Raw genomic sequence first — 19,650 nt, 5'->3', positions numbered from 1 at the left:
TAATTTGGTAGAAAAAGCACATGTGAATTTGTTGATTTTTTGATAGTCTTGTACACTTTGTTTTTTATTGTTTCATTGTTATTTTTATTGTCATTATAATATTCAAGTGGGTAGATCTATCATGCATTTAAAAAAATTAACATTGTGTCTATTGGGTTTGAGTTTATCAGCATGTTCTACACATGTGATTAAAAGCAATGCTTTAAATGCAGATCAAGACGCTCCGCAACGTGCAATTCAAGGCTTTAATGCCTTATATGAATATCCAAATTTTGATTACCGTGGACAAGTCAAGGTTCGACTTGATAGCGTTCAGAAAGCCAACACAGCTGATACAAAACAATTAGATCCTACAATTGAAAAAAAGGTCAATCAATACCTGAAAGATCAAAAAATCAAGTTAACCGATGCGCAAAAAAAAGACCTTTATCAAGCAATTGCTAAACAGGACTCAAAGTATTTTAGTCGCTTTGCTGGTATGGGCGCAGATGTTGTACAAAATATCGTGAATGATTTGCAGATTCGTTATGATGGAACGGTAAATTATCGTCAGAAAATGGCATCATTTAACTTAGAGACACAGTATAAAAAACCCAACCTCTCTGTGGAAATGCGTGTTCCTACAGTGTTGGATCTGAATAATTATAAATTCTATACCCATATTTTTTCTTTAATGCCTTATTTGGCCAATTCACAAGATCAGGATAAATATGCCTATTATGATTTTTCTAAATACAAAGATGATATTGCCAAAGTAAATGGAAAAGCCTTGGTTGAGTTCCTTAAACAATCAGGCGCAACCTCTTATTTGATCGCTTCTCCGAATCAAATTGAAAGTCTTGCGGTGAGTTCAGCTGAGAAGCAAGCGGGTGTGGTTGAAAAAATCCGCTTAAATACCAGTATTGAAGAAATGTTTTTGCAAGGGCAATTGTATTCTACAGTGAATCGTGAATATTTCATGAATTCAGTGCTTGGATTGAGTCCTACAAATATTGCAAAACTCTTAGATACTACTGGAGAAAATCAATCAAGTGATGCTGCTAACGAAGCGGCACAAGCTGCAATGAAAGCAGTAGAAGAAGCCTCAGCGGGGATCAATACTGATGATGCGGGAGTGGCTGATGCCGCTAGCGCCATGTATCAACTTTATAGTGCAGTCAATCGTCAATCTCATGAAGCGTCTGAAGAAGAGGTGGACGCTGTTTATGCAGATGCACAAGACGCGGCTAAAAAAGCAGTTGAAGATGATGAAGACTATGCCACTAGCCAAGCTTCCGATGCTGCTGAGCAGGAAGATGACAATGTTGAAGCTGAGTCTGAAGACGCATCAGCAGAGCGTCAGAAAATTTTAACTGAACAACAATGTGAAGACTTAACAAAAGCAAAAGCTCATCCACGTTTTGGTGATGTGGAATATTGTCAGTATCATTATGAAATTGATGTTTTAAGTGCTGAAGCAAAGGATGATGCATCTTCAGCCAGTAAAGCTTTACAGCAGCAAAGTAATGCAGCGCTTGTCAAAACCTTTACAGGCTATGCGAAAGACCAGTTGGTTGATGCTCAACAATTTAAACAATTGTGGAATCAACATCATACTGAAGTTGAAGCCAGTTTGCCGCCTAAAAATAAACGTAATCCTTTAATCGTTGATCTGTCTTTAGATAACAAAGGCCGGGCGGTAAAAGCAGATTATGATTTGGGTGTGGATTTTGATAAATTAAATCGTAAGCTGAATGTTAAGATGGATATGCAATTCCTTAATTATGGAAATGCCAGCAAGATCGATCAGAGTGTTTTACAGCAAGCTAAGCCATTTAAAGACATCTTTAAAGGCAGCATTATGGAGCAAGCTGTGGGCGGTATTGCGGGTGTTTCAGGTGATACAGGTAGTCGTTCAGAACAAAAATATTTAACTTTAGACGAGCGTTTAGCACAGTTGGCTGAACAAGTGTATGCACAAACGGGTTCTTATGAAAGAACCTATAAAGCCGTATTTATTGCCAAACTGACTGCAGAAAAACCTGAGCTAATCAAACAATATTCTGCTCAAGATTTACAGGAAATTGCGGCAGTCTACGCTTATTCTTATTCTGATGAAGAGATTTACAATCCGAAAGGTCAGGCTTTAAAACAGGTCCAAGCTTTACAGAAAAAGCATCATTTGGAAGATGACCACCAATATGATGATGGACTTGGAAATGCTGTTGATGAGATCGTGGCTAAAGTCTGGAAAGATAAGCAAAGTGTTTTAGAAATTCAGAATTTAGTCAAGAAATACAAAACCACTGAAGCCGTTTTTGCGCAATATTATATGCAGAAGTTTGAAGCAGAAAATGAGATTGAAAAAAGGCAACGCGCTGATTTTATCAAAACAGCGAAGATTTTAGCCAAGTCTTATACTGCATTTAAACGCAATAAATTTAACGATCAGGTTGTAGCAGGCTTGGATCAAGACGCGACTGAATTTATTGATTATGATTTATTTAAGCAAACCTATCAGATCTTGAGTGATGCCAAGTTAAAGTAATTGGTCTTGGTTTTGCTAAAAAGAACCTCAATTGAGGTTCTTTTTTTTATGGATTGTTTTTAAATAAAGATACATCCGTGATTAAAGAAAATCTTTTAAATTTGGACGAACCCCATTCCAAATATAAAAGGCTTCGATGGCTTGTCCAACCAACATACCGAAGCCTTCTGAGCTTGGAATCTGGCGCGCTTTGGCTTGATCGATAAAACTTGAAGGTTTGCCATAGGCCATTTCATAAGCATGGTGAAAGGTTAAGGTTTCAGGAAGAATCAGTGCATCACCCGTTAAGCTTGCCGAAGTTGCATTGATAACAAGATCAAATTGCCCATCTAATTCATCTAGGCTGCAAGCGGAAAGTTCTGCTTCAGGAACAGCGCTTTGTAAATCTGCCACCAATTGTTCTGCACGTGAACGGGTACGGTTGGCAATCACAATTTTTTTAGCCCCCGCTTTTACCAGAGGGTAAACCACACCGCGAGTTGCACCACCTGCCCCAATAATCAAAATATCTGTGTTTTCTAAAGTCCAGTCTAATGCTTTAATCGCATCGACTAAACCTTGTCCATCTGTATTGTCACCATGCAATACACCGTTTTCCATCCAAAGCGTATTGACCGCCTTGGCGATTTTTGCACGTTCTGTCAGTTGTTGGCATAAGGCAAAAGCTTGTTCTTTAAATGGCACAGTAACATTCATACCTACGCCATTGTGAGCAAAGAATTCAGTTACACTTGCAGTAAAGCCATCGAGTGGGGCAAGACGTTTTACATAGTTGAGATCAATACCAGTCTTTTCTGCAAAGGCATGGTGTAGTTCAGGTGAACGAGAGTGTTCAATCGGATTTCCAATGACTGCGAATAGTTTACTCATGCCAAATGTCCAAGTATTGATTGTGTTGATTTTTAGAGAATCTCGACAATATACGTGAAAATGGATGATACAACCAAACTATATGCAGTTTAGCTTATGCTAAAATTTGAATAAATTGATGATTTAGAGCGCTTTTTTAATCGCGCTAAAGCTGGTTTTTAAGAGGAAGGTTTTTTGGGAAATGTTGTGCTTTAAAAAAGATGCTTATGGATTGCAAACTGACTCTAAGAAGTCAAGAAAAATCATAGCAAAAACAACAAGAAAGCCAGCAGATAAAACAACACTAGAAGTAATTGAGATGCTGTCAGAGAGATGGTTGTTAGAGATAATGGTGGTTGAAATGGAACATGCTAATAAAAATAAAATACTGAATGAAAGTGTAACCTTATGATTTTCTAATAAATTCCTCATACCTACCTCTGGTTTCTACCGCTATAATAATCTTTAAATGCTAAGACTTTATCAAAAAATTAAGGAAATTTTAAGGTTGGTATCTTAGTCAGGTTTGAGCATATATTAAATTAAAAAAGTGTCCTTATCGTGAATTATTCTCATTTTAATTGTGAGTAAATCTTTCAAGCGCTATCCTCTCAGAAGGATTCATCGGTATACGTTAAAAAGCTATCTTGAATGCAAGATAGCTTGGTCACGATGAAACCTAAATGGCGAGAGATTATTTTAATATCGACAACCAATCTTTAGGTTTTAAATAATGAGCAGTGAGACGTTTTTCTGGGCTGTTTTCATCCCATTCTGGGCGATAAGACCACGCTGCAAGTGGTGGCATACTGACCAGAATAGATTCAATTCGACCACCAGTTTGTAAGCCAAATAAGGTGCCACGATCATAAACCAAATTATATTCAACATAGCGACCGCGACGATACAATTGGAAGTCTCGTTGGGCTGGCGTAAATGGTTTATCCTGATTTCTTTGGAAAATAGGCAAAATAGCATTTAAATAACCATTTGCGACCGCTTGGATATATTCAAAGCACTTTTCAAAATCCCATTGATTTAAATCATCAAAAAACAAACCACCAATACCACGTTGTTCATCACGATGTTTTAAATAGAAGTAATCATCACACCATTGTTTATGTTCAGCATAAATTTCTTCACCAAACGGTGCGCACAGGTCGAATGCTGTTTGGTGCCAAGATAAAACGTCTTCATCATTGGGGTAAAAAGGTGTGAGGTCAAAACCACCACCAAACCACCAAATTGGTGCTTGCCCTTCGGGTTCTGCAACAAATAGCCGTACATTGGCGTGAGATGTGGGAACATTGGGATTTGTTGGGTGAATGACCAAAGAAACCCCCAAAGCTTGTGCTTTGGCTCCAGCGATTGCCGGATGGCGTTCTGTTGCTGAAGCTGGCAGTTTGGAAATGTTGATGTGAGAAAACATCACCCCGCCTTTTTCGATCACAGTACCATTTTGTAGAACACGTGAACGACCACCACCTCCTTCAGGGCGTTGCCAGTCATCGATTTCAAATGTTGCAGTGCCGTGGCCTATTTTTTCTTGTTGCTCTAGGGCAGAGCAGATTCGAGCTTGTAAATCTGTCAGGAAATCACGAACACGTTGAATATCTGCAGAAGTCGGGTTTTGCATGATCATCCTCGAAGGAGAATTGAAAAATTTTCTACATCAAAACATAAAACGCTAAAAAAACAAAACCAAGTCATCATAAAGACATGTTTTGAACGTGACGTGAATGAATCGAATGAGCCTGAAAAATCTGTGGGTATCACGGATACATGCTAGGCAATCCCGAGCAATTCGCTAGGTTGAAATCTATCCTTAAGCTCAGCACAATGTATTGAGGATAAATTCAATTTTTGGGTTTATTGCATTCTGAATGTTAATTGCGTATCGAGCAGTGAATATGAGTTGTTCTTTGATTCAAAAATACAATGTTGCTGGACCCCGTTATACCAGTTATCCAACGGTTCCATATTGGGAGGAGGCATCATTTTCGCTGCAACAATGGAAACAGACCTTAAAGCGCTCTTTTGATGAGTCTAATCACGTTGAAGGCATCAGTCTTTATATTCATTTACCATTTTGTGAAAGTCTATGTACATTTTGCGGATGTCATAAAAAAGTTACGAAACGGCATGATGTTGAACACCCCTATATTCAAGCCGTTTTAAAAGAATGGGACTTATATTGTCAGTTGTTAGCAGACAGACCCATCATTAAAGAAATCCATTTGGGTGGCGGGACACCAACATTTTTTTCAGTTGAGCATTTACAACAATTAATTCAAGGTATTTTAGCCAAAGCCAATATTGCAGATGGTTATGAATTTAGTTTTGAAGGGCATCCCAATAATACCACGCGAGATCATTTACAAGCCTTGTATGAGCTTGGTTTTCGCCGTGTCAGCTATGGGGTGCAAGACTATAATACGACTGTTCAGAAAGCTATTCATCGTGTGCAACCTTTTGAAAATGTAGAAAGAGTGACGCAATGGGCAAGAGAGATTGGTTATACATCGATTTCACATGATCTGGTTTTTGGTTTGCCATTTCAAAATTTAGCAGATGTGTTGCATACCATCGATTTGACTAATACGTTAATGCCAGATCGCTTGGCTTTTTATAGTTATGCGCATGTGCCTTGGATTAAGGGCAACGGACAGCGTGGGTTTAAAGATCATGATGTACCTAAAGATGGGATGAAGCGAACGCTGTATGAGGAAGGGAAAAAGCAACTTTTAGCGCATGGTTATCATGAGATTGGGATGGATCATTTTGCTTTAGATCGAGATGAGATGTATCAAGCATTTCATGCAGGTACTTTGCATCGTAATTTTATGGGCTATACCTCATCAAAAACACAAGTCATGATCGGATTGGGCCTATCTTCAATCAGTGATAGTTGGTATAGCTTTGCACAGAATGAAAAAAATTTAGATGCCTATTACACTTGTCTTGAAAATGATGAGATTCCTGTAGTGAAAGGGCATGTGTTAAGTATCGAAGATTTAAAGATTCGTCAGCATATTTTGAATTTGATGTGTACTTTTCAAACCTCTTGGTCAGATCAAGCGATGGATTTTGCTGAGCGTGGTGATGTGATTCAACAGCTTGTTGAAATGCAGCATGATGGTTTATTGAACATTGAAGCGGATCGGATTGTGATCACGGAGCAAGGGAAGCCTTTTGTTCGAAATATTTGTATGGCGTTTGATTTACATTTAAAGCGTAAAAAGCCTGAAACACAAATTTTCTCGATGACGATTTGATTATATTTTACAAAATATTGTATTTAAAAATTTAGATGAAGAAGTGTAGATGATTCCTTTCTTTTCAGGGATGAAAAGAAACAAAAATCCTTTGTTGGGCAAAGGGGACTCCTGTCACCCTTGCCCAACGGCGACATCCCTGTCGCCATCCGCGATAGCAAAACCTTTCTAGATGTTTTATTCATAAAAATTAGTGAATTAATAGAAAGGTTATGGTTTTACTGATTTCTTTTGTTCAATTAACTTATTAATGACTTCACCATATACCCAAGTATTTAAAATACCATCTGAGCTTTCTAGGCCAATAATATCTAAAAATTTTCATAGCTAACAGCAACTTGTTCTCTATCATCTGTATCTAGGCTGTATGGGTCAATTTGATTGAGTTTTTGCTTTAATTGAGGATTTTTGATCCCAGCATATAAAAAATGGTCTTGTTGTTGGAACTCTCTTAATTGTTGAATGATTACAGATTGGGTTTTTGAATCAGATGCCTGACACTATGCGCTGAGTTAAAGGAGACTGATTGCAAATAAAATTGAGCTTAATTTCATTAGTTCAGTCTCCTATTATTTAACTTAGTGATTATTTAAAAATCATCTTTCTCATACATATGAGACATACGATCATGTTTGGTTTTTAAATAATCTTCATTGAACTTATTTAAGCCCACGGTCAACGGTACACGGTCTAATACATCAATACCTAAATCTGTTAAAGCTTTTAATTTTAATGGATTGTTGGTAATGAGTTTAACTTGTTTGACCTGTAAATGATCGAGCATGATACTACACATATCATATTTACGTGCATCAGCAGGTAGGTTTAACAATAAATTTGCATCAACGGTATCATGCCCTTGATCTTGCAAAGCATAAGCACGGATTTTATTGGTCAAGCCAATACCACGACCTTCTTGGCGCAAATATAAAATCACACCTTGGCCTGCATCATTCATCATTTTCATGGTGTTGTGCAATTGAGGGCCACAGTCACATTTTAATGAACCAAAGGCATCGCCAGTTAAACATTCTGAATGAATACGAACTAAAACGGGGTTTGTAGGCGCGATTTCTAAACCCTTAGAAAGAGCAACATGCTCTTCACCTGTTTGTGGATCTTGAAATACAGAAATTTTAAAATCACCATAAGCAGTGGGTAATTTTGAAGTGGCAACAAACTCTATTGACACAGAATCTTCCATCTATTTGTTTAGAAATTGGCTAAAGTATAGCGTAATGCTTGGACATTGGTAGGTTTGTAAAGCATGTTTTTATAGATAACATTGCTATAAAAATTTCTTTTTTGTATAAAGCACACGATAATAGTTGATATATAGATAGATTATTCATGATAATTGACACCAAGAGCACACTTGCTGACTTGGAAGTTCCAATGACGCATCATTATAAATGTGGCTGATTGAATGTGATATCATTGGTTCTCACAATCATGCTAACCCGTTTACCTAGCTAGATTTGCCAGGCTTTAGAAGGCTTTGCCACATATGTTGTATACCGAAATACCTAGTCATCGTCCTGTTACGCCTTTGTTGAATGAAATTAATCATCCTCAACAATTACGTCAGTTTGAGCAAAGCCAATTGCCGCAGGTCGCAGACGAATTGCGTCAATTTATTTTGTATGCTGCTGGACAAAGTGGCGGGCATTTTGGTGCAAACCTTGGCGTTATAGAATTAACAGTTGCCTTACACTATTGTTTTGAAACACCACGGGATCGTTTAGTTTGGGATGTGGGCCATCAGGCGTATCCACATAAAGTCCTTACAGGACGCCGTGAGCAATTGATGACCATCCGTTCTAAAGATGGATTGGCGGCTTTTCCAGCGCGTGATGAATCTGAATTTGATACCTTTGGTGTAGGACATTCATCGACTGCAATTTCTGCTGGCTTGGGTATGGCCTTGGCACGTCGTTATCAAAAAGACCCTTGTGAAGTTGTTGCTATCGTTGGTGATGGTGCGATGACTGCTGGAATGGCATTTGAAGCCATGAATGATGCAGTGGCGCATAATGCTGATTTGATGGTGGTACTCAATGACAATGATATGTCGATTTCATGTAGTACGGGTGGTTTTGCAAAGCATTTAGCTGCAATTTGGGAACAAGGGCAATTCATCAATATTGATGAAGAAGGGCAAGCTTTTGTACAGGATTGCCCTGAATGGAACTACAACTCTCGTTTACATCAATCTGCGACTGATGCTGCGGATAATCTATTTAAAGCCATTGGTTTTGATTATTTTGGCCCATTTGATGGCCATGATGTGGAGCAACTGGTACAAGTCTTTAATGCGCTGAAAAAGCGTAAAGGGCCACGTCTGATCCATGTCTATACCGTGAAAGGTAAGGGTTTTGCACCTGCTGAAGCGGATCAAATTAAATATCATGCGATTGGCAAAATTAATGCTTCAGCAACTAAAAATGTAGCGCCAAAATATTCAGATGTATTTGGGCAATGGCTTTATGATGAAGCTGCACAAGACGACAGATTACTCGCAATTACGCCTGCCATGTGTGAAGGCTCAGGCATGGTGCAGTTTGCTAAACAATTTCCAGAGCGTTACTTTGATGTTGCCATTGCAGAACAGCATGCCGTGACATTAGCTGCGGGTATGGCGTGTGAAGGATTGAAGCCAGTTGTGGCGATTTATTCAACCTTCCTACAACGCGGTTATGACCAGCTGATTCATGATGTTGCTTTACAAAATCTTGATGTGACCTTTGGTATTGATCGTGCAGGCTTAGTCGGCGAAGACGGCCCTACGCATGCTGGTGCGTATGACTATGCTTATATGCGTACCGTACCCAATATGGTGATCATGGCGCCAAAAGATGAAAACGAATGTCGTCAAATGCTGCATACAGCATATCTATACAAAGGCCCAACTGCAGTACGTTATCCACGCGGTAACGGTTTAGGTGTAGAAATTCAACAACAGTTGATTGAGCTGGAAATTGGTAAAGCTGAAGTATTGTTAGAACTCAATACTGAACACGAAGAAGGTATCACGATTTTGGCCTTTGGTAGTCGTGTTCAACCTGCGCTTGAATCAGCAAAACAGCTGGCACCAAAGTTGGATATTGCAATTCGTGTGATCAATATGCGTTTTGTGAAACCATTGGATGAACAAATTATTCGTGATTTGGCAGACAAAACTCACTTATTTGTAACTGTTGAAGAACATGCGGTGATGGCGGGTGCGGGTAGTGCGGTCAATGAGTTCTTGGCACAGGAGCAAATTGTGAAGCCAATTTTAAACCTAGGTTTACCTGATGAATTCCTCGCACAAGCAAGCCATTCTGAAATGCTCCAAGACTGTGGTTTAGATGTAAAAGGTATTCAAAACTCAATTGAACAGGCTTGGTTAAAGCTGGTACAACACGTTTAAGCTCATGTAAAAGTTAAAGTTGTAAAATTTTAGCAACAAAATTTCCCAAAAAGCGCCGATATTTGCTAAAATGTCGGCGCTTTTATGCATTATTCTTTATCAGTATCTTCAAATTTGTAGTGGGTGTTCAATGGAACCTATGGTGGTGATGGCTGCGCGTGCGGCTCAGTTAGTTGGTCAAGAGCTTTTAAAAGCGCATCAAAATCGTCATAAACTCGATCTACAAGTCGAAGAAAAAGGTATTGATGGTCCAGTGACTCGTGTAGATCGTTATATCGAGCAGTTGACTATTGATACGCTTCGTAAAAGTTATAAAAATCACAGCTTCCTTGGTGAAGAGTTTGGACTACAAGAAGGTAAAGGTCACGATGCCGATTGGTGTTGGGTGATTGATCCTCTTGATGGTACTTTAAACTTTATCAATGCTTTCCCACATTTCTGTGTATCTATTGCAGTTCAACATAAAGGTGTAACTCAACACGGTGTTATTTATGACCCTGTGAAAGATGAGCTATTCTCTGCAAGCCGTGGTCGTGGCGCAATGTTGAATCAACGTCGTATTCGTGTGAATGTTAAAGACAGTCTTGAAAATACCTTTATGGGTGTAGGCCATGCTTACCGCGCTAAACGTAATGGTGAGATTGTTTCTTATGCAAAAAACCATTTTGAATCATTATTAAATGTAACTGAAGCTGGCGCACAATATCGTCGTGCGGGTTCTGCTGCATTGGACTTGGCTTATGTTGCAGCTGGTCGTTTAGATGGTTATTTTGAACTCGGTTTAAAACCTTGGGATATCGCAGCAGGCGAGCTTATGGTGAAAGAAGCGGGTGGTACTGTCGTTGATGCTCGTGGTGGTTCAGATTCTATGGAAAATGGTCAAGTGATTGCGTGTTCTATGAAAATGTTAAAACCATTGATGCAAGCTGTTGTTCCTGCTTGGGGTGAAGCTGCGAAGTAATTTATACTTGTGTAGATTGAGTTTTAAAAAGCCTTCATCGTTATGAGGGCTTTTTTATGCGTTGCGATTTAATGCGATACTAGCAATACTGAATATCGTCGTTTGAACATTGGTGATTGTAAGACCTAGCGAATAGTACTGATATAAAAATAATACAACTTATTGGGGAAGTTAAGAGCACATATCATTGGCAATCCAATACGATTATTCTAAGCGAGTTTACCGTTGAGTGTTTAGGGGGGAGCTGTAGCAGATATTCTTGAGGATGAAAGTTTAGCTGTAGATCAAGTTTTTTATTTAATTCCTGAAGATAATGAATGACTTAATACAATACAGGAAAAAACAATAAAACTTCGTGACATTATTATAAATTCTGCTATACTCTGCGCACGCACTAAATTTCGTTCATTACCTGAACATTTCTCTTCTATATTGTGTATGCGCGTCCGGTCCAAAGAGAGGACAATATTTCGCGCCCCACCCAATCGCTTAAGCGATTCCTTCAGGTTGCGGCTGTTATCAAATGTGCGTTATACGCATCGTCGTTCTCGGATCGCCGCTGATTCTATATTTTCAGCGATTATTGCTGTGCCGCTTTTTGCCGATGTCCATCAGACCATATATTAATGGAGCACCCACATTAGGGTGAATATCTCTATGAGCAAAACTTTTGCTGAATTTTCATTAGACGAGTCGCTACAGAAAGCACTCGAGAGTCTTGGTTTTACTACGCCGACTCCTGTTCAAGAACTATCTATTCCAGCGGCTTTAGAAGGAAAAGACCTTCTAGTATCAAGCCAAACTGGTTCTGGTAAAACTGCTGCATTCTTACTCCCTACGTTAAACGCTTTAGCTGGTCAAGATACTTTTGTACCATTTAAAGATCGTATGAAAGCAGTAACTCAACCAAATATCTTGGTGATTTCACCTACTCGTGAACTTGCACAACAAGTATGTCAAGATGCGATTGCATTTGTACGCCATATGAAAGGTGTACGTGTTGCAGCAATCATGGGTGGTATGCCTTTTGGTAAGCAAATCCAACAATTAAAAGGTGCACAAGTTGTTGTTGCGACTCCAGGTCGTTTACTTGATCTTGTAAACCGTCGTCAAATTAAACTTGATTTAGTTGATGCTTTAATCGTCGATGAAGCTGACCGTATGCTTGACTTAGGTTTCTCTGAAGACCTAGAAGCAATCAGCGATTTAGCTTTAAATCGTAAACAAACATTAATGTTCTCTGCAACATTTGCACCACGTATCATTAATCTTGCTGAACGCATGATGAACGAACCTGAACGTATTGCAATTGAAACAGGTCATTCTACAAATACTGATATTACCCAAACTTTACATTGGACTGATGGCTTTGAGCATAAGAAAAAATTGCTTACCCATTGGTTAAATGAAGAAGACGTAGATCAAGCAGTTGTATTTGCTTCAACTCAAGAAGATACAGATATGCTTGCTGAAGAGCTTGCAGAAGCTGGTCTTTCAGTTGTTGCGCTTCATGGTGCTATGCCACAAACTGTACGTAACCGTCGTTTACGCAGTATCCGTGAAGGTCGTGCAAAAATTCTTGTTGCTACAGACGTAGCTGCTCGTGGTCTTGACGTACCAACAATCTCTCACGTAATTAACTTCGGTCTTCCAATGAAGAATGAAGATTATGTGCATCGTATTGGTCGTACAGGTCGTGCGGGTCGTACTGGTAAAGCAATCACTTTAGCAACTTACCGTGAACGCGGTAAAATCCGTGCTTTAGAAGATTATTTAGAAGCGCGTTTAAGTGTTTCTGAAATCGAAGGTTTAGAGCCATCTCCACCTCCAGCTCGCGGTAGTCGTGATGGTGGCGGTCGTGGTCGTAGTAACGGTGGCGGTCGTCGTGAAGGCGGTCGTGGCGGTTTCGGCGGTGGTCGTCGTTTTGAAGGTGAATCAAACTTCAAACGTCGTGAAGGCGGTGATGATCGTCCACGTCGTAGCTTCGATGACAAACCACGTGGTGATCGTCCATCTTATGGTGATGACCGTCCTAAGCGTGATTTTGGTGATCGTCCACCACGCCGTGAAGGTGGTTTCGGTGATCGTCCACAACGTTCATTCGGTGGCGAAGATCGTCCTAAGCGTGATTTTGGTGATCGTCCACCACGTCGTGAAGGTGGCTTCGGTGACCGTCCACAACGTTCATTCGGTGGTGAAGATCGTCCTAAGCGTGATTTCAACTCTGATCGTCCACGTCGTGAAGGCGGTTTTAACGATAAACCTCGTTTTAACTCGAATGATGACAACCGTGGTAACAGCGTAGATTACAAACCACGTCGTGAAGGCAGTTTTGCTGATCGTCCTAAGCGTGATTTTGGTGATCGTCCACCACGTCGTGAAGGTGGTTTCGGTGACCGTCCACAACGTTCTTTCGGTGATGATCGTCCTAAGCGTTCATTCGGTGGTGAAGATCGTCCAAAGCGTGAATTTAATTCAGATCGTCCTAAACGTGCGTTTGGCGGTGAAGATCGTCCTAAGCGTGAATTTGGTGGTGAAGACCGTCCAAAGCGTGAATTCAATGCAGACCGTCCGCGTCGCAAATTCAACGATTAATTAGATATTTTTAATAAAAAACCAGCCTTCAGGCTGGTTTTTTATTGCAAGTTGAAAAGTATTTGGTAGAATAAAGTGTGACATAGTTCAATTTATTTAATAAAACAGTTAGACTTAACTTATGAAAAATTGAATCTAATAAAGTTGATGATTTCTTTGAGGTAATTATGTTATATATGTTCTCACTTTTATTGATCTCAAATGTTGGGTACTTTTTTTATAGCCTGCTTTTTAGATAATCTATTTGCTCATTAAATAAAATTTAAAAGTAAAAAACTAAAAAATAGTCCAACAAACATTGTTTATAAAGATGAATATTCTTTATGATTTTTTATTATCTTTTAATTACAAAACATATAGATATTTAAGAGTATAGTATGTGGGCTGATAAATGCAGGAAAAAGTTCAGCTATGAATAAACACAGTCATTCCGAAGCTGAAGCTTTAATTGAAGTCAAAAATTTAAGTTTTAACCGAGGTGAACGCGTTATCTACGATAATGTGAGTTTGCAGATTCGTCGTGGGCAAATTACCGCAATCATGGGACCATCTGGAACAGGTAAAACAACCTTGTTACGACTCATTGGTGGTCAGCTTAGCCCAGATGCTGGTGAAGTACGACTTGATGGGAAAAACATTGCTTCGATGTCACGTAATGAGCTTTTTGCTGCACGTGCGCGTATGGGGATGTTATTTCAGAGTGGTGCGTTATTTACCGACATGACCGTCTATGAAAATGTTGCTTTTCCAATTCGCGCACATACAAAATTACCAGAAAATTTAATTGCTGAGTTGGTGGCACTAAAATTAGAGTCGGTTGGTTTGCGTGGTGCTGAAAAGTTGATGCCCGCAGAACTTTCTGGCGGGATGAATCGGCGCGTGGCGCTTGCTCGTGCGATTGCGCTTGACCCAGACTTGATTATGTATGACGAACCTTTTGCTGGGCAAGATCCGATCGTCATGGGGGTTTTGACTCGATTAATTCGATCATTACGTGATGCTTTAGATCTAACAACAATTATTGTTTCACATGATGTTGATGAAACATTATCAATTGCTGACTATATTTATGTTGTGGCTGAAGGTAAGGTGCAAGGCGAGGGGACACCTGAGCAATTGCAACAACACGCTTCTCCATTTGTACAGCAATTCTTAACAGGTTCGGTGGAAGGTCCTGTTGATTATCAATTTAGTCATCAAGCCTATTTAAGTAATGAGGTTAGTTCATGAATGCTATTGCCTTATTGGGTAGACGCGTTCTAGAACGTGTTCAGGGCATTGGTGTTGCAATGCTCATGTTGTTGCGCATTTTATTCTCTTTGCCAACAATACTTGGTATAAAACTTTTCATTTATCAGATGTATCGAGTAGGCGTACTGTCTTTATTGATCATTGCTGTATCTGGGCTGTTCATCGGTGCAGTACTCGGTTTGCAGATGTATAACATCTTGGTCACTTTTGGTAGTGAAGCCATGTTGGGCGCAGCTGTGGCTTTAACCTTGTTGCGTGAACTTGCGCCTGTTGTGGCTGCCTTGCTTTTTGCTGGTCGTGCTGGCTCTGCTTTGACTGCTGAAATTGGCCTAATGAAGGCAACTGAACAATTATCCAGTATGGAAATGATAGGTGTTGATCCGTTAAAGCGTGTGATTTCTCCACGTTTATGGGCCGGTATTGTCAGTTTACCGATGCTGTCTGTGATCTTTGCTGCGATTGGTATTATGGGTGGCAAAATGGTCGGTGTGGATTTTCTCGGCGCAGACGAAGGCTCGTACTGGAGCGGTATTCTGAGTAGCACTCAGTTTATGAAAGATGTGTTTAACGGAACCATCATTAAAAGTTTAGTATTCGCTTTAATTTGTACTTGGATTGCGGTGTATCAAGGTTATGCTTGTGAACCAACATCTGAAGGTATCGCAACATCTACGACACGTACTGTTGTGTATTCATCGTTATGTGTTTTAGGTTTTGATTTCGTGTTGACTGCGGTCATGTTCGGAGGTGTTTAATGAAATCACGTGCTAGTGAGCTGACCGTCGGTATTTTTGTCATCATTTTTGGTCTTGCTCTATTCTTTTTAGCCATGAAAGTGAGTGGTTTGGTCGGTACAAACTTAAAAGACAGTTATGAAATGACTGCAACATTCGACAATGTGAATGGTTTAAAACCGCGTGCCAAAGTGACCATGAGCGGTGTTAAAATTGGACAAGTTGATGCAATTACACTTGATCCTGTGACACGTCATGCAACGGTTAAATTCGATTTGGATGGTTCATTGACAACCTTCAATGCAGAACAGTTGAAGAAAGTAAAAGAAAATGCGCTAGGTGATTTACACTACAGTGCTGATTATCAGGCTGCGACACCTGAGAAACAAAAAGAAATGGAAACGCAACTGTTAGGTAACATGAAATCCATCACAAATATTGATGAAGATGCTTACATAATGGTCGCAACCAATGGTCTTTTAGGCGAAAAATATTTGAAAATCGTACCAGGCGGCGGCATTAACTACATTAAACGTGGTGAAAGCATTGAAAATACCCAAGGTACGATGGATCTAGAAGATTTGATTACCAAATTTATTACGGGTGGTGCAGGAAAATCATCAACTGGCGCATCGGAAGCTAAAGATGCATCTGCATCCACTGAAACAACTGATGCTCAAACTTCATTTGTTGAATAGGCATTAGAGGAGTTATTGAAAATGAACATGCTGTTAAAACAAACTTTTACTGCAACTATTTTGGCAACTATGGTGGCGACTGCAGCTCAAGCTGCTCCAGCAGAAGCACCACCAGTATTTGTTAAACGTGTTGCTGATGGCCTGATTTCGCGCTTAAAAGCAGATCAAGGTAAATTGCAAAACCCTGCTACTGTGAAAGCGATTGTTCGCCAAAACCTTGATCCTTATGTCGATGGTCAAGCGTTTACACGTATTGTGATGGGAACTTATGCAAATAGCAGTACCCCTGCTCAACGTGCGCAATTTGAACAAAACTTCCGTAATACGTTGATTGAGAATTATGGTAGCGCATTTGCAAAGTATTCAAATCAATCGTATTCAATGCGTCCGTATAAGGCAACCAACAGCAAGTTTCCTGTCGTTACTTTAGACTTCAATAACAATGGTGAAAAGATCCCTGTATCTTTCCAGTTGTCTGATGCAGGTAGCCAATGGAAAGTGCGTAATTTGAATGTGTCTGGTATCGATCTAGGTTTGCAATTCCGTAACCAATTTGCTGCGAACGTGCAACGTAACGGCGGTAATATTGACAAAGCAATTGCAACATTCAAGCCTGATGCAGACGCTGCTGTTAAGAAGTAAGCTCATAACATAGATAGGTGCAAGCGAGTGATTGAATTTAAAAATCAGGAATTATATGTTAGCGGTAAAATTGCTTACGAGAATGCTGAAAGCTATTATTTAAATGGTTTGAGAGTGATTCAAAATGAGAAAAATTTTCCAATAACTGTGAATCTATCACAGCTTGAACATGGCAGTACCCTTGCTTTATCTGTGTTTGTGCAGTGGTTACGTCAAACACCAAATCTTCAGGGGCTGCAGTTTAAAGCAGTGCCTGAAAAGATGATGAAAATTATTCAAGCTTGCCATTTGCAAGATGACTTGAAATTAATTTAGCATATGCAATATTGATGTAAAAAAGCACCTAAAGGTGCTTTTTTATTGACTCATTTTTCTTTCTGCATTGAGCAGTGCTAAATCTCAACTCAATCCAATAAGGGGAATGGAGTATTTAAATCCATTTCTTCCATCTAAAGTAAGCCAAAGGCCCCACAAAGAAAGCAATTAAGATGCTAATCACCACATAAAAGCTCCAGTGGCCATGGGCAAAAGGCAGAATCTCAGTGTTCATCCCATAAATACTGGCAATCAACATCGGTGGCGCAAGCATACTGGGTAAGATGGAGAAGCGACGAATGGTATCGTTCTGTTCAGTGTTAATAAATCCAGAGGTGGTATCAAGCAAGAATCGTACTTTTTGGAACAAGAACGCATCATGTTCTACAAGGGAGCGTACATCCTCACTCAACTCTCGAATATCTGCATCATAGATATGGCTCCCCAATGCGCGAGGACGAGACAAAAAGGTCAAAACACGACGTAAGTCAATCAGACAGAGTTGCGCTTTTCCAAGCATATCTTCCTTTTGTGCTAGACGAGTAATCATGTCATCTAAGTCTAAAATCATTTCACGATGACGCACGTTGAGGACTTCTGTGGAATATAACTCTAAGTCTTTGTGGATATCTTCCAAGATATCCGCAAGCTCATCCAGTTTTGCTTCTAATAAACCTAAAAGAATCCATGTCGGATCTTTGTATTCAATTTCATAGTCATTACGGCGTGCGCGTGCGCGAAAGGCACGAAAGGCAACCAGCTTTTCACCACGCAAGGTAAATAAGCGGTCTTTATGCAAAATGAATGCAACCGTCTGCACATTGGCAAGCATGTTTGAAGTATCTTCGGGATCGCCTTCAACTTGGTAATTTTTATTTTTTGTTAAAAAATAAGTACTGATATGTAGAATCCCATCATCATCACGGTAGAATCGTGCAGAGGATGAAATGTCTTCTAAAGATTTAAGAGTTGGTAAATTTTGCTGATAAGCATCTAAAACCCATTCTTGTTCTTCTTGTGAAGGTGCAATGAGGTCAACCCATACCAATTCAGGATGTAGGTCGAATCCACCATTAATTGTTGCATCTTCTAAGCTACCGCGCTCAGTGGCGTAAAAGGCTTCAAGCATTATGTCTTTTCTCCCTTGCGCAGTGTGGTGTTAATTTGATGTGTGTATTTTAGACAAGGATTTTAGGAAAAACACTCATTACATTGCTGTTTTGTAAAAAAAATCTTGATTGGCCGTCTGCATTTTTAGCATGACAAAATTAAAGTTAGGTTAAATTTATGAATTCTATTGCTATTTTTTGTGGTTCATCGTTAGGTACGGATCAAATTTTTGCTGATGTAGCAGAGCTGACTGGTGAAACAATCGCCAAGCAAGGGAAAACTTTGGTCTATGGTGGTGGTCGTTCAGGCTTAATGGGCATTGTTGCTGACAGTGCTTTGGCAGCAGGAGGCAAAGTGATTGGTGTGATCCCTCAGGGTTTGGTCGATCGTGAATTGGCCCATCCAGATTTGACTGAGCTGTATATTGTTAAAAATATGCATGAACGTAAAACAAAAATGTCTGAACTTTCCGATGGCTTTATTGCATTGCCTGGTGGTGCAGGAACCATTGAAGAGATTTTTGAGCAATGGACGTGGGCACAATTGGGAATTCATTTAAAACCTTGTGCATTTTTAAATGTTGAAGGTTTTTATGATGATTTATTGAAATTTATTCAACTCACGACAGACAAAGGTTTTTCTAAAGCGCGTTTTACAGATCAGTTGATTGATTCTGCTTCGATCGAAGAAATTCTAACCCAGTTTAGTCACTATCAAGCACCAGAACCAAAATGGGGTGTAAAAGAACGTGAAGAATTGGTTAAATTAGATCAAGCAGATCGTACATTTGGTTAAAAACTAAAACACAATATATTGTTTTTAAATTTATTGCTGTCACAATATATTGTATTTTTATTCTATTTTTAAATCTTATGAATGTAATTACTGTCGCGGCAGCTGTGATTTTGAATGATAAAAATCAATTGCTTTTGGTGAGAAAGCAAAATACACAATTTTTTATGCAGGTTGGTGGAAAGCTAGAACCCAATGAACCACCTGAGCAGACCATGTTGCGTGAGATTTTAGAAGAAATTAGTGTTCAAGCCGAGATTACTCAGTTTATTGGGCGTTTTGAAACAAAAGCGGCCAATGAAGCAGACTTTCAATTGGTGAGTTATCTCTATCTAGTCGACCTAGAGCAAATACCAAAAATCAATGCAGAAATTGCTGAAATGAAATGGATTGATTTGGATGATGCGCAAACGCTTTTAGCGCCATTGACCAAAGAGATCGTGATCCCATGGTGTAAAGCAAATTTAATCCATTCATAATTTTTGCTAT

The 19,650-nt window shown here is 39.5% G+C and carries 17 protein-coding genes and 1 pseudogene; 13 read left to right on the top strand and 5 right to left on the bottom strand.

All coding sequences use genetic code 11. From position 1 onward, the window contains the following. Window positions 1-121: 121 nt before the first annotated feature. Window positions 122-2,527: a hypothetical protein gene (locus tag MTO68_RS20945; RefSeq protein WP_244014208.1), complete on the top strand. Its 2,406-nt coding sequence runs from the start codon at window positions 122-124 to the stop codon at window positions 2,525-2,527. Window positions 2,528-2,608: 81 nt separating this feature from the next. Here MTO68_RS20945 and aroE read toward each other — a convergent pair whose 3' ends face one another. Beyond that, complete coding sequence (gene aroE, locus MTO68_RS20940; RefSeq protein ID WP_244014206.1) at window positions 2,609-3,397, bottom strand: shikimate dehydrogenase; 789 nt, start codon at window positions 3,395-3,397, stop codon at window positions 2,609-2,611. 181 nt (window positions 3,398-3,578) lie between these two features. On the opposite strand from aroE, the gene MTO68_RS20935 reads away from it, so the two are divergent. Then, complete coding sequence (locus MTO68_RS20935) at window positions 3,579-3,788, top strand: hypothetical protein (RefSeq protein ID WP_035370575.1); 210 nt, start codon at window positions 3,579-3,581, stop codon at window positions 3,786-3,788. A 282-nt stretch (window positions 3,789-4,070) separates the two neighbouring features. Here MTO68_RS20935 and hemF read toward each other — a convergent pair whose 3' ends face one another. Beyond that, the gene (gene hemF / locus MTO68_RS20930) at window positions 4,071-5,012 is read right to left on the bottom strand and encodes an oxygen-dependent coproporphyrinogen oxidase (RefSeq protein ID WP_244014204.1); all 942 of its coding nucleotides are present in this window, start codon (window positions 5,010-5,012) and stop codon (window positions 4,071-4,073) included. Between the two features lie 274 nt (window positions 5,013-5,286). Between hemF and hemN the strand changes: the two genes are divergently transcribed. Further along, the gene (hemN, locus tag MTO68_RS20925; RefSeq protein WP_244014203.1) at window positions 5,287-6,651 is read left to right on the top strand and encodes an oxygen-independent coproporphyrinogen III oxidase; all 1,365 of its coding nucleotides are present in this window, start codon (window positions 5,287-5,289) and stop codon (window positions 6,649-6,651) included. A 210-nt stretch (window positions 6,652-6,861) separates the two neighbouring features. Here hemN and MTO68_RS20920 read toward each other — a convergent pair. Together MTO68_RS20920 and ribA are read right to left on the bottom strand one after the other, a co-directional pair. Then, window positions 6,862-7,205: pseudogene (locus MTO68_RS20920) on the bottom strand (DUF4844 domain-containing protein). Between the two features lie 35 nt (window positions 7,206-7,240). Beyond that, complete coding sequence (gene ribA, locus MTO68_RS20915) at window positions 7,241-7,843, bottom strand: GTP cyclohydrolase II (RefSeq protein WP_034616453.1); 603 nt, start codon at window positions 7,841-7,843, stop codon at window positions 7,241-7,243. Window positions 7,844-8,158: 315 nt separating this feature from the next. On the opposite strand from ribA, the gene dxs reads away from it, so the two are divergent. The 8 genes from dxs (at window position 8,159) to MTO68_RS20875 (ending at window position 17,259) form a co-directional block, all read left to right on the top strand. Next, entirely contained in the window at window positions 8,159-10,063 is a 1,905-nt protein-coding gene (dxs, locus tag MTO68_RS20910; protein ID WP_244014201.1) for a 1-deoxy-D-xylulose-5-phosphate synthase, read from the top strand. A 130-nt stretch (window positions 10,064-10,193) separates the two neighbouring features. Then, complete coding sequence (locus MTO68_RS20905) at window positions 10,194-11,024, top strand: inositol monophosphatase family protein (protein ID WP_004725624.1); 831 nt, start codon at window positions 10,194-10,196, stop codon at window positions 11,022-11,024. A 657-nt stretch (window positions 11,025-11,681) separates the two neighbouring features. Then, a complete protein-coding gene (locus MTO68_RS20900) occupies window positions 11,682-13,619 on the top strand; it encodes a DEAD/DEAH box helicase (protein WP_244014199.1) in 1,938 nt (645 codons plus the stop codon). 411 nt (window positions 13,620-14,030) lie between these two features. Next, complete coding sequence (locus MTO68_RS20895) at window positions 14,031-14,849, top strand: ABC transporter ATP-binding protein (RefSeq protein WP_004725631.1); 819 nt, start codon at window positions 14,031-14,033, stop codon at window positions 14,847-14,849. After that, on the top strand, window positions 14,846-15,625 hold the full coding sequence (gene mlaE / locus MTO68_RS20890) for a lipid asymmetry maintenance ABC transporter permease subunit MlaE (RefSeq protein WP_244014197.1): 780 nt from the start codon (window positions 14,846-14,848) through the stop codon (window positions 15,623-15,625). The genes MTO68_RS20895 and mlaE overlap by 4 nt, the downstream gene beginning before the upstream one ends. Then, entirely contained in the window at window positions 15,625-16,302 is a 678-nt protein-coding gene (locus MTO68_RS20885; protein WP_244014196.1) for an outer membrane lipid asymmetry maintenance protein MlaD, read from the top strand. Before mlaE ends, MTO68_RS20885 begins: the two co-directional genes overlap by 1 nt. Before the next feature lie 21 nt (window positions 16,303-16,323). Then, a complete protein-coding gene (locus MTO68_RS20880) occupies window positions 16,324-16,944 on the top strand; it encodes an ABC transporter substrate-binding protein (RefSeq protein ID WP_004816842.1) in 621 nt (206 codons plus the stop codon). 27 nt (window positions 16,945-16,971) lie between these two features. Then, entirely contained in the window at window positions 16,972-17,259 is a 288-nt protein-coding gene (locus MTO68_RS20875) for a toluene tolerance protein (RefSeq protein ID WP_034614405.1), read from the top strand. Between the two features lie 115 nt (window positions 17,260-17,374). Here the strand turns inward: MTO68_RS20875 and MTO68_RS20870 are convergent, their stop codons facing one another. Beyond that, window positions 17,375-18,388 (bottom strand): magnesium and cobalt transport protein CorA, encoded by a 1,014-nt coding sequence (locus tag MTO68_RS20870; RefSeq protein WP_004816845.1) that lies wholly within the window; start codon window positions 18,386-18,388, stop codon window positions 17,375-17,377. Window positions 18,389-18,546: 158 nt separating this feature from the next. Between MTO68_RS20870 and MTO68_RS20865 the strand changes: the two genes are divergently transcribed. Both MTO68_RS20865 and MTO68_RS20860 read left to right on the top strand, forming a co-directional pair. After that, complete coding sequence (locus tag MTO68_RS20865; protein ID WP_004816846.1) at window positions 18,547-19,164, top strand: TIGR00730 family Rossman fold protein; 618 nt, start codon at window positions 18,547-18,549, stop codon at window positions 19,162-19,164. Window positions 19,165-19,241: 77 nt separating this feature from the next. Then, window positions 19,242-19,640: an NUDIX domain-containing protein gene (locus MTO68_RS20860; protein WP_034614399.1), complete on the top strand. Its 399-nt coding sequence runs from the start codon at window positions 19,242-19,244 to the stop codon at window positions 19,638-19,640. Window positions 19,641-19,650: the final 10 nt, after the last annotated feature.

Source organism: Acinetobacter sp. NyZ410 (assembly GCF_022828975.1).
GTDB classification, from domain to species: domain Bacteria; phylum Pseudomonadota; class Gammaproteobacteria; order Pseudomonadales; family Moraxellaceae; genus Acinetobacter; species Acinetobacter guillouiae.
This window is presented reverse-complemented; position numbering and strand designations above follow the sequence as displayed.

Bases quoted from the DNA above. Each gene is read 5' to 3' on its own strand.
- aroE (WP_244014206.1), bottom strand. From the start codon at position 3,397: ATGAGTAAACTATTCGCAGTCATTGGAAATCCGATTGAACACTCTCGT.
- MTO68_RS20885 (WP_244014196.1), top strand. From the start codon at position 15,625: ATGAAATCACGTGCTAGTGAGCTGACCGTCGGTATTTTTGTCATCATT.
- MTO68_RS20935 (WP_035370575.1), top strand. From the start codon at position 3,579: ATGTTGTGCTTTAAAAAAGATGCTTATGGATTGCAAACTGACTCTAAG.
- MTO68_RS20870 (WP_004816845.1), bottom strand. From the start codon at position 18,388: ATGCTTGAAGCCTTTTACGCCACTGAGCGCGGTAGCTTAGAAGATGCA.
- mlaE (WP_244014197.1), top strand. From the start codon at position 14,846: ATGAATGCTATTGCCTTATTGGGTAGACGCGTTCTAGAACGTGTTCAG.
- MTO68_RS20895 (WP_004725631.1), top strand. From the start codon at position 14,031: ATGAATAAACACAGTCATTCCGAAGCTGAAGCTTTAATTGAAGTCAAA.
- MTO68_RS20900 (WP_244014199.1), top strand. From the start codon at position 11,682: ATGAGCAAAACTTTTGCTGAATTTTCATTAGACGAGTCGCTACAGAAA.
- MTO68_RS20865 (WP_004816846.1), top strand. From the start codon at position 18,547: ATGAATTCTATTGCTATTTTTTGTGGTTCATCGTTAGGTACGGATCAA.
- MTO68_RS20945 (WP_244014208.1), top strand. From the start codon at position 122: ATGCATTTAAAAAAATTAACATTGTGTCTATTGGGTTTGAGTTTATCA.
- MTO68_RS20880 (WP_004816842.1), top strand. From the start codon at position 16,324: ATGAACATGCTGTTAAAACAAACTTTTACTGCAACTATTTTGGCAACT.
- hemF (WP_244014204.1), bottom strand. From the start codon at position 5,012: ATGCAAAACCCGACTTCTGCAGATATTCAACGTGTTCGTGATTTCCTG.
- MTO68_RS20905 (WP_004725624.1), top strand. From the start codon at position 10,194: ATGGAACCTATGGTGGTGATGGCTGCGCGTGCGGCTCAGTTAGTTGGT.
- hemN (WP_244014203.1), top strand. From the start codon at position 5,287: ATGAGTTGTTCTTTGATTCAAAAATACAATGTTGCTGGACCCCGTTAT.
- dxs (WP_244014201.1), top strand. From the start codon at position 8,159: ATGTTGTATACCGAAATACCTAGTCATCGTCCTGTTACGCCTTTGTTG.
- MTO68_RS20860 (WP_034614399.1), top strand. From the start codon at position 19,242: ATGAATGTAATTACTGTCGCGGCAGCTGTGATTTTGAATGATAAAAAT.